Genomic DNA, 15672 nt, shown 5'->3' with positions numbered 1-15672 from the left:
CTTGTTTCAAAAAATACTTAATTTGAGCAAAATACCTGCCTCAAAGTTAAGCAGATACAAAAAAACCGGGTGGTTCCTGCCAAAGCTGGCAGGATACCCTCCCGGTCTTCCAAGACCGTAAAAATCAGGCCTTTTGTGCTGCAGCCACCTGTGCGGCTACTTCTGCTGCAAAATCGTCAGATTTCTTTTCAACGCCTTCACCAACCACATACAAAGTGAATGCTTTAATTGACGTATTCGATTTCTTAAGCATTTCAGAAACAGTCAATTTGTCGTCTTTCACAAAAACCTGATCCAGCAAAGACACCTCTTTGAGGAATTTTTTCACTGAACCTTCCACCATTTTGGTCAGAATATCAGCCGGACGACCGGATTCAGCGGCTTTCTGCTCAGCAATGCGGCGCTCCTGCTCAACCAGTTCTGCCGGCACCAGGTCAGCAGACAGCGCCTTCGGTTTCATCGCTGCAATCTGCATCGCCACATCGGCAGCAGCCTGCTCATCACCTTCAAACTCCACAATGGCGCCAATGCGGGTGCCGTGCAGATATTTGGCCAGCTTGGTACCGCCATCATGGCGTTGGAAGCGGCGGATGCTCATGTTTTCGCCAATCTTGCCGATCAGGCCTTTACGTACATCTTCAACCGTCGGGCCAAATGTATCCATCGCCAAAGGCAAAGCGCTCAATGCAGCCACGTCAGCCGGGTTCTTCTCGACCACCAATTTGGCCAGACTTTCAGCAAATTGAATGAAAGACTCATTTTTAGACACGAAGTCGGTTTCACAATTCAGCTCGACAATCGCACCAACAGAACCTGCAGTGTAGGCAGAAACAACACCTTCAGCGGTAATACGCTCGGCGGCTTTACCAGCTTTGTTACCTAGCTTGACACGCAGAATTTCTTCGGCTTTAACGGCATCCCCATCAGCCTCGATCAAGGCTTTTTTACATTCCATCATGGGTGCATCGGTTTTTTCACGCAGTTCTTTCACCATGCCAGCAGTAATATTTGCCATATCCATTTTCTCCACTATGTCTGAATGCATCACAATGCTCGTGCATTCAAAAAATACCAGTTACAAAAAAGGGGCTTCAAGCGCCCCTTTTAACCATTAACGTCAAAAATCAGGCGCGCTCGGCTGATTCCTGTATCTCAACAAACTCTTCACTGCCTTCTGCATCCGGTGCAATGGCAGCAACCAGATCGTTCACAGCATTGGCTTTGCCTTCCAGAACGGCATCGGCAATTGCACGTGCATACAGCACCACAGCCTTGGCCGAGTCGTCATTCCCAGGAATGACATAATCAATACCTTCAGGCGTATGGTTGGAGTCCACGATGCCGATCACAGGAATGCCCAGCTTCTGAGCTTCTGCAATGGCAATCTTATGGTAACCCACGTCAATCACGAACAAGGCATCGGGCAAGCCGGCCATATCCTGAATACCGCCGATATCACGTTCCAGCTTGGCCAGTTCGCGCTCAGCCATCAGGGCTTCTTTTTTGCTCATCTGTTCAGTACCGGCTTCCACTTTAGCCTGCATATCCTTGAGCTTCTTGATAGACCCCTTCACTGTTTTGAAGTTGGTCAGCATGCCGCCCAGCCAGCGCTGGTTCACAAAAGGCATACCGGCACGTGAAGCCTCTTCAGCGATAACATCGCGGGATTGGCGCTTGGTGCCTACAAATAAGATGGTGCCGCGGTTGGCAGACAGATTACGCACAAACTTGGTTGCATCCTGCAGCAAAGGCAGGGTTTTTTCCAAGTTGATGATATGGATTTTATTACGCTGGCCAAAAATATAAGGGGCCATTTTGGGGTTCCAGAAGCGGGTTTGGTGGCCAAAGTGGACACCAGCTTCCAGCAATTCACGCATTGTCACTGACATGCTTTTACACTCCGTCGGTTAAATCTAAATACTGGCTTAAATCATATGGGGCAATTAACCCTATGACACCTCAGGCGAGCCAGATGCTTGTTACGTCCTTACAAAACCACGCGTGCGGCCTTGTTGAGCGGACTTCGATTCTCTTGCGTACTCTTCCTTCTTTATTCCCAGGCAATCCGAGTTTCTGAAAAACATCCTGTTGCCAGTAGACTCTCTAAAAAGGAATCCATACGAAAAAGACTGTCAATTATAGCACAAATCAACTCCCTGTGGAACTGCCTCCACTCCCCCGCTCTTCGCTACCCGTAAAGCACACAAGGCACGTCCCTGGCATTAATAAAGACGATACGGTATGACCATGCTCCCCCATGTCCGTAAGCACACATTAAAGTAACAATTTACAATAAACGCATCCCCTCCTCTGAAAGAGCAACTTTGACATGAGTGACGACTATCCGGTCCACAAGACTGAAGAACAATGGCGTTCTGAACTGACGCCAACTCAATACGCTGTCACCCGTCAGGGTGCCACGGAGCCACCGTTCAGTGGTGCCTACTGGGACACAGAACAGCCCGGCATTTACCGCTGCATTTGCTGCCACGCCGTTTTATTTGATTCGCAAACCAAATTTGATGCGGGCTGCGGCTGGCCCAGCTATTATGCGCCGATTGACGAAGAGCGCATCGAGCGCCGTATGGACTACAGCCATGGCATGGTCCGCGTAGAAATTCGTTGCAAGAACTGCGGCGCCCACTTGGGCCATGTTTTTGAAGATGGCCCCGAGCCTACCGGACTGCGGTACTGCATCAATTCAGCTTCTTTAGATTTTGAAGCATCCGATAACCCATAAGATATCCCTGCATGAAACTTTTATTTGATTTTCTCCCCATTATTCTGTTTTTTGCCGCATATAAGCTGGCAGGCATTTTTGTAGCGACCGGAGTCGCCATCGCTGCTTCATTGCTGCTGATCGGTTTCATCTATCTGAAAGGACGAAAACCCGACATCATGCAATGGGTCAGCATTGGCGTGATTGTCGTGTTCGGTGGCGCCACAATCCTGCTGCATAATGAAACCTTCATTAAGTGGAAACCCACGGTGCTCTATCTGCTCATGGGTCTGGCACTGGCAGGCGCCCAGTTGCTGTTCAAGCGTAATCTGCTGAAACTGCTCATGGGAGAACAAATCGCACTGCCTGAACCTATCTGGATCAGGCTGAACTGGATGTGGGTTGGATTTTTCATGTTCATGGCCGCGCTTAACCTGATTGTCGCTTACCAGTTCTCTACCGATATCTGGGTTAATTTCAAACTTTTTGGCGGTATTGGACTGATGATCGTATTTGTCATTGCGCAGTCCCTCTACCTGTCGCGCTACATACAGGAAGACAGTCCGGCAGTTAAAACATCATCCGATGAATCATGACTCACCACCAGCATGAACGCTCAACTCACTCCTGATCAAATGCGTGCGGTGCTGCAACAGACTTTTGCCCCTACCCTGCTGGAAATCATTGATGATGAAAAGCAGCATGCCTCACATGCGCACCATGGCGCCGGGCATTTCCGGCTGATGATCCGCAGCCCAGCCTTTCAGGGCAAAACTCGGATACAGATGCACCGCATGATCTATGCCGCATTGGAACCTTATTTAGGTAATGGAATCCATGCATTATCGATTGATGCCAAAGGCAGCTCTGACGCATAACCGCAGTCGCGCGTACACCTCTGTTGCCCAGACCATCATTCATTTTTTAACTTTCTTACACACATACAACCATGAACATGAAAAAAACCGCCCTCTCCATCCTTTTGGCCGCTGCCATGGTCGCACCAGCAATGGCACAAAACATTGCAACCGTTAACGGCAAACCCATTCCGTCTGCACGCGAGCGTGTATTGGTTGAGCAGTTGCAAAGGGCCAACCCCGGAAGCACCATTGATGAAAACCAGGTGAAAGATAACCTCATTACCCAGGAAGTGCTGTCGCAGGAAGCCATCAAACTGGGGCTGGATAAAACCGAGACTTACCGTGAACAGGTTGAAATGATGCGCCGCAGCCTTCTGATTGCCGCACTTTATGAAAACTATGTTGCCAAGCATCCCATATCCGACAAAGACATTTCGGCCGAATATGAACGCATGAAAACGCTGATGTCCACAGAGTATCAGGCCCGTCATATTCTGGTCGCCACAGAAGAGCAGGCCAAGGACATCATCAACCAGATTAACCAGGGCGCCAAATTTGCAGACCTGGCTACCCAGTATTCTTTAGACAAAGGAACCGCATCTGAAGGCGGCCTGCTGGACTGGTCGCCCGCCACCACCTATGTGCCCCAGTTTGCCCAGGCACTGCAGGACCTGAAAAAAGGCCAACTGACTGCCGCCCCGATTCAAACACAATACGGCTGGCATGTCATCAAGCTGGAAGACGTCAGACAGAATAACGCGGCAGACTTTCCTGCTCTGAACGATAACATCAAAGCCCAGTTGCGCGACCAGATGGAACAGAGAGGATTTCTGGAATATCAGGAAAAACTCATCCAAAACGCTGACATTAAACCCGTGCAGTAAAGTGCATTGGTACTTTCCCCATGCATCTCATCTGTTATTGTTTTAACATCCTCAGATAAACATCACAGCAAAGGGATAAATTATGCGTAAACCTATCGTTATTGCATCATTGATCTGCATGGCTTGCCTGGGCACTACCGCGTATGCGCAGTCATCTGCAGGCGGTTTTTCAGGCCCGAGCGCAGTCAGCAGCCAGGGCGGTTTTGTTGGCCCAAGTACTGCAAACAACGTCACCACTGTGGAACAGGCTAAAAACCTGCGTGACGATGCTCGCGTCGTCATGCGTGGCAACATTGTTCAGCACCTGGGTGGTGACAACTACCTGTTTAAAGATGCCACAGGCACCATCACTGTTGATATCGACGCCCATAAATGGGATGGCCAAACCGTGAAGCCTGAAGACCAGGTGGAAATACGGGGCGAAGTAGATAAAGACTGGAACTCTATTGAAATAGATGTGAAGTCAATCCGCATCATCCAGTAGCAGCGACCAAGGCAGGCCTGATACTGATACCCAGGCCTGCCAGCTAACTTCTTCGGGGGAATATTGATGAAAAAGGCTGCTTATTTCCCTTCCACCAAATCCAGTGTATTGATACCTGCACACCGCGCCATGCCGCGCTGCAAGCATATAATGGCTTTCTAGATTATGGACTTTCAATCTGATACCGCTTTTCAGCATCGCATCACAGCGTACGGCCCCGGCTGGATCGAGGTTGATGGTGAGCGCCAGAACAGCAGCCTGCTGCTCAGCTCCAAAACCGGCATATTGTCATGGCCATATCCCCGTTTTGACACGTTGGACGAACAGGCATTTTCCCAGTTGTTGCAGTATCGGCCTCAGATCATTGTATTTGGCAGTGGCAGCCAGTTGCGATTTCCTCGCCCGACCTGGATCAAAGCGCTGATTCAGCAGCAGATCGGCGTGGAAACCATGGATTTATACGCTGCCTGCAGAACCTATAACATCCTGGCAAGCGAAGGCAGAAACACCATTTTTGCCGCACTGATTGAATCTCCTGATACGCCCTAAAAAAGCCTATCTTGGACTATAACATCGTCATCTGCTGGGCTATCATAGCCAAAAATAGGTAATTTAGATTAAAATAGAGCTTTGCACGCCAATACAACTCTAAAACCTAAAGCAGACACATGGCCATTGTTTTAAATAAACCCCTTCCCGAGTTTGAAGCGCTCGCGACTGGTGGTATCAAGTTTTCACCGCAAAACTACCTTGGCAAAACCGTTGTCCTGTACTTCTACCCCAAAGACAACACGCCAGGCTGTACAACAGAAGCTTTACAGTTTCGCGACAAACACAAAGAGCTGGCTAAAGCCGGAGCTGTTGTGTTTGGTGTATCGCGAGACAACATGCAGTCTCATGAAGCCTTTAAGAAAAAACTGGGACTGCCGTTTGACCTGATTGCAGATACAGAAGAAAAACTGTGCCATATGTTTGGCGTGGTTAAAAATAAAATCATGTATGGCAAAAAAGTCAAAGGCATACAGCGCAGCACCTTTCTGATTGATACAGAAGGCATTCTGCGTGAAGAATGGCGCGGCCTGAAGGTACCGGGTCATGTGGATGAAGTGTTGAAAGCCATCAAGGCCATTAACAAAGAAGCCAAAAGCGCTGCCTGAAAACGTCATGCGTTCCGACTAAAAAGCATATCTTGTCATGGTATGCTTTTTTTATGCTGCTTTGCTGTCAGTACGCTGAAAAAGCACGTTGATTATTTTGCATGCATATCGATACGCCGGGATACCATCGGTCATAATCCTGTGCTAGGATTGCGCTGCTTTGCAAGCAAAGCAATGCGCTTACACCACCCCCATTACAAAGGACAGAACAACCATGGCAGGAGCAAGTCTGCTGGCTTTACTGGATGACATCACAACGCTTCTGGATGATGTCGCTACCATGACCAAAATCGCCGCCCGCAAAACGGCAGGCGTACTCAGTGACGACCTGGCTTTAAATGCCCAGCAGGTTGCCGGCGTCAGCGCCAAACGCGAGCTGCCTGTGGTATGGGCCGTTGCCAAAGGCTCCATGCTCAATAAGGCGTTCCTGATCCCTGTCGCATTGTTAATCAGTGAGTTTTTACCATGGCTGATTGTTCTGCTGCTCATGATCGGCGGAGCCTACCTGTGCTACGAAGGCGTGGAAAAACTGCTTCACAGTTACCAGCACTGGAAACAGAAAAAACGAGGTCAGCACTCAGAAGATGCCAGCGCACTGGCCAATACTTCAGTCAGTGCAGAAGACATTGCAGCGCTGGAAAAAAGAAAAATCCGCGGGGCCATCCGCACCGATTTTATTTTGTCAGCAGAAATCATCGTGATTGCACTCAATGTGGTACAGAACCAAACGCTGATGATGAAATTTCTGGTACTGGCCGCTATTGCTGTGCTAATTACCGTAGGTGTTTATGGCATAGTCGCAGCCATTGTCAAACTGGATGACATCGGTTACTGGATGGTTCGCGACAGTGAAGAAACCGCCCTTCGCCGCAAGCTGGGTATGCTGCTGGTCAACGCCGCACCTCACCTGATGCGCTTTTTATCCATTGTGGGAACCATTGCCATGTTTTTAGTGGGCGGCGGTATCATCATGCACAATGTGGCAGCTCTGCACCATATGGAGCTTGACGTTGCCAATTGGATAGCGACAACACCTGCTGTAGGCGAACTGTTTCAGGCCATTACCCCTTCCATCATGAGCCTGGTATTGGGATTAATCGTCGGCGCTGTGGTGCTGGCAGTTGTTAGTGGTATAGAGCACTTTTTCAGCAAAACAAACAAAGCGGATAAACCATCTGCCAGTTAAAACAGCTTGCACAGACCCGCTTCAGCCTTTTGCAAGCTGCGTTTCAAACCAGTGCTGCGCCTGCACCGTGGCTTCAGGCGCATCCGCATAGACAATATGCCTTTGCGGCATCGAGCGCAGCCAGGTGATCTGGCGTTTGGCCAACTGACGTGTCGCAGCCACGCCTGTCAGCATCAATTCCGCTTTGATGCGCTCATCATCATCGCCACTCAAGGCCGTGTTTTCCAAAGCAGCCCAGGCCTGCCGGTAGCCAACTGAACGTATGGCGGGCAAATCGGCATTCAGATCGCCTCTTTGCATCAAAGCCCGCACCTCATCCAGAAAACCCATTTGCAGCATTTGTGCAAAACGCTGCTCAATGCGCTGGTGCAGCCAGGCACGCTCCTGTGGCTCCAAAGAAAGCAGCGGCGGAAATGGCCTATTGCCCTTTGCTGTGAAAAAAGATGAAAGTGGTTGCCCACTGACCAGCCAGACCTCCAGCGCCCGTTGAATGCGTTGAGAATCGTTTGGCGCTAAACGTGCTGCGGTCACAGGATCAACCAGGCTCAGACGTTTATGCAGCGCTGGCCAGCCTAGTTCCGCCGCTTCAGCCTCCAGGCCTGCACGTACCTCAGGCGTTGCCACAGGCAGGTCATCCAGCCCGTCAATCAATGCCTTAAAGTACAGCATGGTGCCCCCCACCAGCAACGGTATTTTGTTGCGCAGATGGATTTCACTGATCAGCCTGGATGCATCTTTGACAAAATCTGCCGCGGAGTAAGGGGCGTAAGGTTCACGGATATCGATCAAATGGTGCGTTACCTCTGCCCGCTCCTGCACAGAAGGCTTGGCACTGCCAATATCCAGCCCGCGATAGACCAGTGCTGAATCCACACTGATAATCTCCACCGGCCAGCGGCGCGCAATTTCCAGTGCAACCGCCGTTTTCCCTGAGGCGGTCGGGCCAGCAATACATAAATAATGAGGTAAAGTATTGGTGCTCATAGACTTGTTGATTGTCCCATGAAGCGCTCATCTGATGTGGCGGGCTCACAGCAATGCCCGCATGGCAATCTGTGTGATGAAAACAATCAGTGAAAATCCATTAACTGCTGTAACGTCGCGCGCAAATCTCCGGCAGGAATGTTCATCATGGCATTGTGATGCGTACCATTTATCACCGGCAAATAGCGTTTCGGCTCGGCGGCCTGGTCAAACAGCCTTTGCCCCAGGTGAGAGGCAATCGTCTTATCCGCACTGCCATGGATAACCAGAACAGGAGAGCCGATGGATGCAATTTTGCTCCCCGCATCAAAACGCTGCGTCAGCAACGGCCAGACCGGTATCCGGCCCCATTTAGGCAATGTCACAAAGACTTCATACGTGGACGGGAAAGTTGCCTCCAGAATAACACCCTGCTCATCCTGCACCCTGGCCGCCAGATCGACAGCAATGGTTCCTCCCAATGAGTGACCATATATGAAACGCTGTTGTGCCGGGTGGTGTATTTGCAGCCACTGCCAGGCCTGTGCGGCATCTTCATATGCCATGGCTTCAGACGGCATATATCCGCTGCTTTGCCCAAAACCCCGGTAATCAATCCCCAGAACAGAAAACCCCAGCTCATTTAACCTCTGCATCCGCCAGATGCCCGATAACACAGGCCAGCGAGCGCCATGCAAATACAAAACCACTGGCGCATCTGCCCGTTTTGACGGCAGCCAGACGCCATGCAAAGACTCTTGCGCATTGGTTTGATGGGAGTAAAAATCAATCCATACATCCTGATACGCTATTTGCTGAATCAAGCGTTCTGCTGCGGCCAGATTCTCATGGCCGGGACGAAATATCCAGCTCCGCTGCTTTTCATCCAGCCAGGCAAAACCTCCCAGCAACGAGATCACCAGCACCATCAGTAAACAACAGCAGAATAAACGCAGTTTGCTCATACAAATTCAAATCATGTTCATTATGGATATGATGATGGCAAACCTCTGTGAAGTTTGTATGAATTCATTGTGAACTCTTGCAATCAAATAAACGTTGATTCCACCCAAAATAAAAAGGCGTTTAAAAATAAACGCCTTTTTATTCAGAAAAGAACGTGCTTACAGCGCGTTCACCAGTTCCGGTACTGCGGTAAACAAATCGGCAACCAGGGCATAATCAGCCACAGAAAAAATAGGAGCTTCCGGGTCTTTGTTGATAGCCACAATGACTTTGGAATCCTTCATCCCTGCCAGATGCTGAATGGCGCCTGAAATACCAACGGCAATATACAGCTCCGGGGCCACAATTTTTCCTGTTTGCCCAACCTGCAGGTCATTGGGTGCATAGCCTGCATCCACCGCTGCACGGCTTGCCCCTAAAGCGGCATTGAGCTTATCAGCCAAAGGAACCAGCACTTCATTGAACTTTTCAGCACTGCCCAGCGCACGCCCACCGGACACAATGACCTTTGCGGCCGTCAGTTCAGGACGATCGCTCTTGGTCAGTTCACGCCCGACAAACTTGCTTTTCCCGCTGTCCTGCACAGCAGCGACTGATTCCACTGCCACGGCAGCAGAGCCGGTCGCAGCCGGATCAAACGCCGTTGAGCGCACCGTCACGACTTTGACCGCATCTGCACTCTGAACGGTGGCAATGGCATTGCCTGCATAAATAGGACGCTCAAAAGTATCTGCACTCACCACTTTGGTGATTTCAGAGACTTGTGCAACATCCAGTTTGGCTGCCACGCGTGGCGCCGTATTTTTACCATTGGCTGTGGCTGGGAAAAAGATATGGCTGTAGTCTGAGCTGATTTTCAAAATCTGAGCTGCCAGATTTTCTGCCAGGGCATTTTCAAGGCAAGCGTCATCAGCATGCAAAACTTTAGCAACGCCTGCAATCTGGGCTGCCTGTTGAGCAACAGCCTGAGCGTTCAGCCCGGCGACTAAAACATGCACGTCTCCACCAACCTGCTGAGCTGCAGCAACGGTATTCAACGTTGCGGCCTGCAGTGTCTGATTGTTGTGTTCGGCAATTACCAGTGTTGTCATTTTTACATTACTCCCTTCAGATCACTTTGGCTTCGTTTTTCAGTTTTTCAACCAGCGTTGCAACGTCCGGCACCACCACACCCGCTTTACGCGCAGCAGGCTCGGCCACCTTCAGTGTCTTCAGACGCGGCGCAATATCCACACCCAGATCTTCAGGTTTAACAACATCCAGTTGTTTTTTCTTGGCTTTCATGATGTTGGGCAGTGTGACATAGCGCGGCTCATTCAAACGCAAGTCAGTTGTGATGACAGCAGGCAATGTCAATGTATCTGTTTCCAGGCCGCCGTCGACTTCACGTGTCACGGTCACTGCATCAGCAGCAAGCTCTACCTTGGATGCAAATGTGGCCTGCGCACAATCGGCCAAAGCCGCCAGCATCTGTCCGGTTTGATTGGCATCATCATCAATGGCCTGTTTGCCCATGATCACCAGCCCCGGCTGTTCCTTATCCACTAACGCCTTAAGCAGCTTCGCCACAGCAAGCGGCTGCAATTCTTCGGCGGTTTCAACCAAAATGGCACGATCTGCACCAATGGCCAATGCGGTACGCAATGTTTCCTGAGATTGAGCAACCCCGCAGGATACAGCCACAATTTCGGTCACGCTGCCCCCTTTTTCCTTTAAGCGCACAGCCTCTTCAATCGCGATTTCATCGAATGGATTCATGCTCATTTTGACATTGGCAATATCCATTCCGGAACCATCTGATTTAACGCGTACTTTAACGTTATAGTCCACTACTCGTTTTACCGGGACTAAGATTTTCATGCAGCTTCTCCTCAAGCATCGTTGAAAGTTAATCGTTATTGACCATCACAAATGACAGGCATAGCTTCGGATTTCATCATTACAATGAAAAATCCAAACAAATTCCTGGGCACCGCAAAAAGTGCATCTGCCAATTCTAAACGTGAATGCATATTGCCGGGGAGAAAAACAGGCTAAACCCATGTTTTTCATAAGCTTCATTTTGCCAGGAGAAACATATATCGTGCCCCTGCCCGACAATGCCACAACCTCTCAAATACCAGATATTTTGCGGTGCTCCGGCCCAGAAACTCTGCGCAAAATAATCACTGAAGCGACCCTTTCATCGCGGCAGGCAATGGCAGCGCCATCACCTCGATACCCTCCTCCTCGAGTGTCTGAACTTCCTCCGGAGTTGTTTGTCCCCGGATACCTCTTTCAGCTACCTCACCATAATGTATACGTCTGGCTTCTTCTGCAAAACGCTCACCCACATCTTCGGTATTTTTCATCACATGATCAACAACCTTCAGCCAAAGAGACTGCATGGCATCATGTGGTAAATGTGACGCACTGCCAGCCGGAAGCGTGTTATTTAGATGATTGCCTGTGTCTGCTTCGTCAGAATGTCGTCCTGATTTGAGATTTAAGCGCGGTGCGGCAGGCAGTTTGCTGATTTGCGTACTGCCACAGAATGGGCAAGACACCAATGCATCGGCATTCTGGCTCTGATAATCATCCTCTGAGCCAAACCAGCCTTCAAAAGTGTGCCCATGTATGCACTGAAGATCAAATACTTTCATAAAACGGTAAGACAACAAAATGCAGCAGCAAAAACACTGCTATTGTCATGATAGCAGGTAATCAGTGATACAGTTCAAACCGCCTGCCAATCAGGCTGCCACTCATCATGCAGCCAGGCATTCAGCCACCGCAGTGCACACAAAGTTTTGCTGTCCGTGATGGTCCCATCCAGACTCCACTGATTGACCTGTTGTACCGGAGCTGTAAAAACATCAACAAACTCCCCCTGGTCAAGCCTTTGCGCTCCTGCACTCAATTCTGTTGCCAACCAGATGTGAATGATTTCATCAGAGTATCCAATACACGGATAAATTTTGCCCGCATACGCCCAGCGCCGCGCCGTATAACCGGTTTCTTCGCGTAACTCCCGAACCGCGCACGACAAATCTGACTCCTGCGGATCGAGTTTTCCCGCAGGAAACTCAATCATCTCCTGCTGTACAGGGTAACGGTACTGCTTCTCAAGCACCAATTGCCCGTCTGGCAACACTGGAATAACAACTGCTGCGCCAGGGTGCACACAGTATTCGCGCGTGGCCTGCTTTCCATCCGGCAACAGTACAACATCGCGCCTGATTTCAAGAAAACCGCCCCGATAAGCGACTTGAGAGTCAATCGTCTTTTCTTTTAAAGACATGGCTTATGATGACTTCCATAAAATATAGGTTGATTCAAATTCAATGCAAAAGGTATGCATGAAGAAAAAAAGCTACCGATATGCAGGTGAAAGAATTCACCTGCCCCTTTGGTAGCTTTTCTATATGAAACGCCAATCCTAGCCAAGTTGCGCTACTAAGCCCAAATCGAGCGAATAGCAAAGATACAAGCAGTCATCAAAAACCCTGGGAAAATTCCCAGCAACAGGATAGCTAAGCCATTCAGCGACAATAAATAACGCTGCTCATTCCCACCGTGGGTGACAACTTTCGGCGCATTCTCTTCGGGAGCATCAAAATACATGACTTTGACCACTCTCAGATAGTAGTAAGCACCAATCAGAGACATGATCACCGCATAAACGGCTACCGCAGTAAACCCGGCATGTACCAATGCCTGGAGCACAAACAGCTTGGCATAGAACCCTACCAGCGGCGGAATGCCTGCCAACGAAAACATTGCAATAGCCATGACAGCGGCCATCAGCGGGCTATGCTGATTCAATCCTTTCAAATCATTGATCTTGTCAAACTTTTCACCGTTACGTGACAAATACAGCAATACACCGAACGAAGCCAGAGTCGTCAATACATAGCTGATCAGATAAAACAGCCCAGACTGATAGCCCCCACCCTGCAATTGGTTACCAACACTCATGGTCCAGCCGCCACTGAGCAAATCCAGCAATACAAAACCCATTTGAGCAATGGTCGAATAAGCCAGCATACGCCGGATATTGCTTTGCATGATGGCAGCCAAATTCCCAACCAGCAACGACAATATCGCCAGAATCATCAGCATTTGCTGCCACTGTACATGCATGATAGACAGCATATCCACCAGCAGACGCACCGCCATCGCATAAGCTGCCAACTTGGGCATACTGCTCACAAACAATGTAATGACTGTGGGAGAGCCCTGGTACACATCAGGCACCCACATATGAAAAGGCACGACCCCGAGCTTAAATGCAAGGCCCGATACAATAAAAACCAAACCGAAAATCAACACACGGTTATATTCAACCCCTGCATTCTGCCCTTCATACAAAGCACTGACAATTGCACTTAATTCCAAGTTGCCGCCAGAAGCACCATAGATCAGGGACATACCATACAACATGAAGCCACTGGCCAAAGCTCCTAACACAAAGTATTTCATTGCGGCTTCAGTCGCATTTTTATCGTCCCGCCGTAATGCCACCAGAGCGTAAAGAGACAGAGACATCACTTCCAGGCCCAGATACAACATCAGCAGGTTGTTGCCCGAAATCATGACCATCGCACCCAGTAAGGAGAGCAAAGCTAAGCTGAACAACTCGCCTTTGAGCATTTGGCGCGAGATAGCATAAGACCTTCCGTACGACAAGATCAACATCACTGCAATTGTCGCACAGAATTTCAGCAGACTGGCAAGCTGATCAACCACTACCATGCCATTCCAGGCCACCACTTTATAGCCATTGATAAACTGAATCAGTTCCAGAATCGCAATAGCAAGCAAAGTTATCTGCGACAGCACATAGGGTGCCGTCTGCTTCTCTGTCCGGTCTTTACCCAAACCAATCAATGTAATGACGCAGGCCATTACTGCCAGAATTACTTCGGGGAAAATCGCGCTCCAAATCATATTTTCACCATTCATTTGTCTCGCTCCCCATTACTGTACTGACGGAATTTTTGAAGGAACATTGACGTGATTATCAAGCAATGCCTTAATCGATGGCTCCATCACATCGGTGACCGGTTTTGGAAACACCCCCAAAGCAATCACCATGGCAGCCATCACCGCCAGTATGCCAAATTCGCGGCAGCCAATATCTTTCAGCGCTTTCACCTTGTCATTGCCTACAGGCCCAAAATACACCCGCTTGTACATCCACAGAGTATAAGCAGCAGCCAGAATCAATGAAGTGGCCGCCAGCAGACCAATCCAGAAGTTGAGCTTCACTGCAGCCAGAATCACCATCCACTCACCAATAAAGCCAGAAGTGCCCGGCAAACCGCTGTTTGCCATACAGAACAGCAACGCCAATGCAGCGAACTTAGGCATGGTATTGATCACACCGCCATAATCGGCTATCTCACGCGAATGCACCCGGTCATACAGCACACCAATACACAGGAACATCGCGCCTGCAACAAACCCGTGAGAAATCATCTGCACGATCGCGCCCGAAAGCCCTAAAGGTGTAAACAAAAAGATGCCCAGTGTCACAAACCCCATGTGCGTGATGGAAGAATACGCCACCAGCTTCTTCATATCCTTTTGCACCAAGGCAACTAGCCCGACATAAATCACTGCAATCAAAGACAGTGCAATGATGACCCAAGCGTACTCTTTGCTGGCATCAGGCAAGATTGGCAGCACAAAACGCAGAAAACCATAAGCACCCAGTTTCAGCATGATCGCTGCCAGCACTACGGAACCACCGGTAGGCGCCTCCACGTGGGCATCAGGCAGCCAGGTATGTACCGGCCACATTGGAATCTTGACAGCAAACGCAGCAAAAAAAGCAATAAACAATAGCGTTTGCGCAGTCATGGTCAACGGGGTCTGATACCATTTGGTCAATGCAAAGCTTTCTCCGGAGACGTTATACATATAAATCAACGCCACCAGCATCAGCAGTGATCCTGCCAGGGTATACAGGAAAAACTTGAATGCGGCATAAACACGCCGTGGCCCACCCCACACCCCGATAATGATATACATTGGGATCAGGGTTGCCTCAAAAAACACGTAAAACAACACGGCATCCTGCGCACAGAAGACCCCAATCATCAGGCCCGAGAGAATCAGGAATGCGCCCATGTACTGATGCACGCGCTGGGTAATCACTTCCCAGCCGGCGATCACAACAATCACGGTGATAAATGCTGTCAGCAGCACAAACCAGACAGAAATGCCGTCAATCCCCAGATGGTAGTTGATATTCAGCGCAGTAATCCAGGGTGCCAACTCCTGAAACTGCATTTCTGCCGTGCCTAATTGAAAACCTGTGATCAAGGGAATGGTCACCAGAAAACTGATAACCGCCCCTATCAGCGCCAGCATGCGTGCGAACTGCGGCTGCTGGTCGCGACCAGCAATCAACAGAACCACACCAAATAAGATAGGAAGCCAGATGGCCAAGCTTAACAGCATGTGAAT

18 protein-coding genes are annotated in these 15672 nt (G+C 49.6%); 8 read left to right on the top strand and 10 right to left on the bottom strand.

Annotated elements, in window-relative coordinates; genetic code table 11:
* Window positions 1-124: 124 nt before the first annotated feature.
* Together tsf and rpsB are read right to left on the bottom strand one after the other, a co-directional pair.
* Window positions 125-1015: a translation elongation factor Ts gene (gene tsf, locus AACY98_RS13200; RefSeq protein WP_126977846.1), complete on the bottom strand. Its 891-nt coding sequence runs from the start codon at window positions 1013-1015 to the stop codon at window positions 125-127.
* 109 nt (window positions 1016-1124) lie between these two features.
* Window positions 1125-1889 carry a 30S ribosomal protein S2 gene (rpsB, locus tag AACY98_RS13195; RefSeq protein ID WP_339805721.1) on the bottom strand — a complete coding sequence of 255 codons (765 nt, stop codon included), beginning with the start codon at window positions 1887-1889 and terminating at the stop codon, window positions 1125-1127.
* A 440-nt stretch (window positions 1890-2329) separates the two neighbouring features.
* Between rpsB and msrB the strand changes: the two genes are divergently transcribed.
* The 8 genes from msrB (at window position 2330) to AACY98_RS13155 (ending at window position 7290) form a co-directional block, all read left to right on the top strand.
* Window positions 2330-2740 (top strand): peptide-methionine (R)-S-oxide reductase MsrB, encoded by a 411-nt coding sequence (msrB, locus tag AACY98_RS13190; protein ID WP_126977850.1) that lies wholly within the window; start codon window positions 2330-2332, stop codon window positions 2738-2740.
* Between the two features lie 11 nt (window positions 2741-2751).
* Window positions 2752-3315, top strand: a complete 564-nt coding sequence (locus AACY98_RS13185; RefSeq protein ID WP_339805719.1) for a septation protein A — start codon at window positions 2752-2754, stop codon at window positions 3313-3315.
* Window positions 3316-3327: 12 nt separating this feature from the next.
* Window positions 3328-3597 (top strand): BolA family protein, encoded by a 270-nt coding sequence (locus tag AACY98_RS13180; protein WP_339805717.1) that lies wholly within the window; start codon window positions 3328-3330, stop codon window positions 3595-3597.
* A gap of 77 nt (window positions 3598-3674) precedes the next feature.
* Window positions 3675-4463, top strand: coding sequence for a peptidylprolyl isomerase (locus AACY98_RS13175; protein ID WP_339805715.1), 789 nt, complete (start codon window positions 3675-3677; stop codon window positions 4461-4463).
* 82 nt (window positions 4464-4545) lie between these two features.
* Window positions 4546-4947 carry a YgiW/YdeI family stress tolerance OB fold protein gene (locus AACY98_RS13170; RefSeq protein ID WP_339805713.1) on the top strand — a complete coding sequence of 134 codons (402 nt, stop codon included), beginning with the start codon at window positions 4546-4548 and terminating at the stop codon, window positions 4945-4947.
* Between the two features lie 165 nt (window positions 4948-5112).
* Window positions 5113-5496, top strand: coding sequence for an Mth938-like domain-containing protein (locus tag AACY98_RS13165; protein WP_126977860.1), 384 nt, complete (start codon window positions 5113-5115; stop codon window positions 5494-5496).
* 119 nt (window positions 5497-5615) lie between these two features.
* Window positions 5616-6104, top strand: coding sequence for a peroxiredoxin (locus AACY98_RS13160; protein WP_126977862.1), 489 nt, complete (start codon window positions 5616-5618; stop codon window positions 6102-6104).
* A gap of 214 nt (window positions 6105-6318) precedes the next feature.
* Entirely contained in the window at window positions 6319-7290 is a 972-nt protein-coding gene (locus AACY98_RS13155) for a DUF808 domain-containing protein (protein WP_339805710.1), read from the top strand.
* A gap of 21 nt (window positions 7291-7311) precedes the next feature.
* Here AACY98_RS13155 and miaA read toward each other — a convergent pair whose 3' ends face one another.
* The 8 genes from miaA to AACY98_RS13115 form a co-directional block, all read right to left on the bottom strand.
* A complete protein-coding gene (gene miaA / locus AACY98_RS13150) occupies window positions 7312-8274 on the bottom strand; it encodes a tRNA (adenosine(37)-N6)-dimethylallyltransferase MiaA (protein ID WP_339805708.1) in 963 nt (320 codons plus the stop codon).
* A gap of 86 nt (window positions 8275-8360) precedes the next feature.
* Window positions 8361-9218 carry an alpha/beta hydrolase gene (locus AACY98_RS13145; protein WP_339805706.1) on the bottom strand — a complete coding sequence of 286 codons (858 nt, stop codon included), beginning with the start codon at window positions 9216-9218 and terminating at the stop codon, window positions 8361-8363.
* A gap of 159 nt (window positions 9219-9377) precedes the next feature.
* Entirely contained in the window at window positions 9378-10310 is a 933-nt protein-coding gene (locus tag AACY98_RS13140) for an electron transfer flavoprotein subunit alpha/FixB family protein (protein ID WP_339805704.1), read from the bottom strand.
* A 16-nt stretch (window positions 10311-10326) separates the two neighbouring features.
* Window positions 10327-11079: an electron transfer flavoprotein subunit beta/FixA family protein gene (locus AACY98_RS13135; RefSeq protein WP_339805701.1), complete on the bottom strand. Its 753-nt coding sequence runs from the start codon at window positions 11077-11079 to the stop codon at window positions 10327-10329.
* 305 nt (window positions 11080-11384) lie between these two features.
* Entirely contained in the window at window positions 11385-11861 is a 477-nt protein-coding gene (locus AACY98_RS13130) for a DUF1178 family protein (RefSeq protein ID WP_126977874.1), read from the bottom strand.
* 74 nt (window positions 11862-11935) lie between these two features.
* Window positions 11936-12499 (bottom strand): NUDIX hydrolase, encoded by a 564-nt coding sequence (locus tag AACY98_RS13125; protein ID WP_339805699.1) that lies wholly within the window; start codon window positions 12497-12499, stop codon window positions 11936-11938.
* A gap of 155 nt (window positions 12500-12654) precedes the next feature.
* Window positions 12655-14163: an NADH-quinone oxidoreductase subunit NuoN gene (gene nuoN / locus AACY98_RS13120; RefSeq protein ID WP_339805697.1), complete on the bottom strand. Its 1509-nt coding sequence runs from the start codon at window positions 14161-14163 to the stop codon at window positions 12655-12657.
* 15 nt (window positions 14164-14178) lie between these two features.
* Entirely contained in the window at window positions 14179-15666 is a 1488-nt protein-coding gene (locus AACY98_RS13115; protein WP_339805695.1) for an NADH-quinone oxidoreductase subunit M, read from the bottom strand.
* Between the last annotated feature and the right edge of the window lie 6 nt (window positions 15667-15672).

Source organism: Saezia sanguinis (genome assembly GCF_963921665.1).
GTDB classification, from domain to species: Bacteria; Pseudomonadota; Gammaproteobacteria; order Burkholderiales; family Burkholderiaceae_C; genus Saezia; species Saezia sanguinis.
The sequence above is the reverse complement of the archived record's forward strand: the minus strand, read 5'-3'. Positions and strand labels throughout refer to the sequence as shown.

Bases quoted from the DNA above. Each gene is read 5' to 3' on its own strand.
- tsf (WP_126977846.1), bottom strand. From the start codon at position 1,015: ATGGCAAATATTACTGCTGGCATGGTGAAAGAACTGCGTGAAAAAACC.
- rpsB (WP_339805721.1), bottom strand. From the start codon at position 1,889: ATGTCAGTGACAATGCGTGAATTGCTGGAAGCTGGTGTCCACTTTGGC.
- msrB (WP_126977850.1), top strand. From the start codon at position 2,330: ATGAGTGACGACTATCCGGTCCACAAGACTGAAGAACAATGGCGTTCT.
- AACY98_RS13185 (WP_339805719.1), top strand. From the start codon at position 2,752: ATGAAACTTTTATTTGATTTTCTCCCCATTATTCTGTTTTTTGCCGCA.
- AACY98_RS13180 (WP_339805717.1), top strand. From the start codon at position 3,328: ATGAACGCTCAACTCACTCCTGATCAAATGCGTGCGGTGCTGCAACAG.
- AACY98_RS13175 (WP_339805715.1), top strand. From the start codon at position 3,675: ATGAAAAAAACCGCCCTCTCCATCCTTTTGGCCGCTGCCATGGTCGCA.
- AACY98_RS13170 (WP_339805713.1), top strand. From the start codon at position 4,546: ATGCGTAAACCTATCGTTATTGCATCATTGATCTGCATGGCTTGCCTG.
- AACY98_RS13165 (WP_126977860.1), top strand. From the start codon at position 5,113: ATGGACTTTCAATCTGATACCGCTTTTCAGCATCGCATCACAGCGTAC.
- AACY98_RS13160 (WP_126977862.1), top strand. From the start codon at position 5,616: ATGGCCATTGTTTTAAATAAACCCCTTCCCGAGTTTGAAGCGCTCGCG.
- AACY98_RS13155 (WP_339805710.1), top strand. From the start codon at position 6,319: ATGGCAGGAGCAAGTCTGCTGGCTTTACTGGATGACATCACAACGCTT.
- miaA (WP_339805708.1), bottom strand. From the start codon at position 8,274: ATGAGCACCAATACTTTACCTCATTATTTATGTATTGCTGGCCCGACC.
- AACY98_RS13145 (WP_339805706.1), bottom strand. From the start codon at position 9,218: ATGAGCAAACTGCGTTTATTCTGCTGTTGTTTACTGATGGTGCTGGTG.
- AACY98_RS13140 (WP_339805704.1), bottom strand. From the start codon at position 10,310: ATGACAACACTGGTAATTGCCGAACACAACAATCAGACACTGCAGGCC.
- AACY98_RS13135 (WP_339805701.1), bottom strand. From the start codon at position 11,079: ATGAAAATCTTAGTCCCGGTAAAACGAGTAGTGGACTATAACGTTAAA.
- AACY98_RS13130 (WP_126977874.1), bottom strand. From the start codon at position 11,861: ATGAAAGTATTTGATCTTCAGTGCATACATGGGCACACTTTTGAAGGC.
- AACY98_RS13125 (WP_339805699.1), bottom strand. From the start codon at position 12,499: ATGTCTTTAAAAGAAAAGACGATTGACTCTCAAGTCGCTTATCGGGGC.
- nuoN (WP_339805697.1), bottom strand. From the start codon at position 14,163: ATGAATGGTGAAAATATGATTTGGAGCGCGATTTTCCCCGAAGTAATT.
- AACY98_RS13115 (WP_339805695.1), bottom strand. From the start codon at position 15,666: ATGCTGTTAAGCTTGGCCATCTGGCTTCCTATCTTATTTGGTGTGGTT.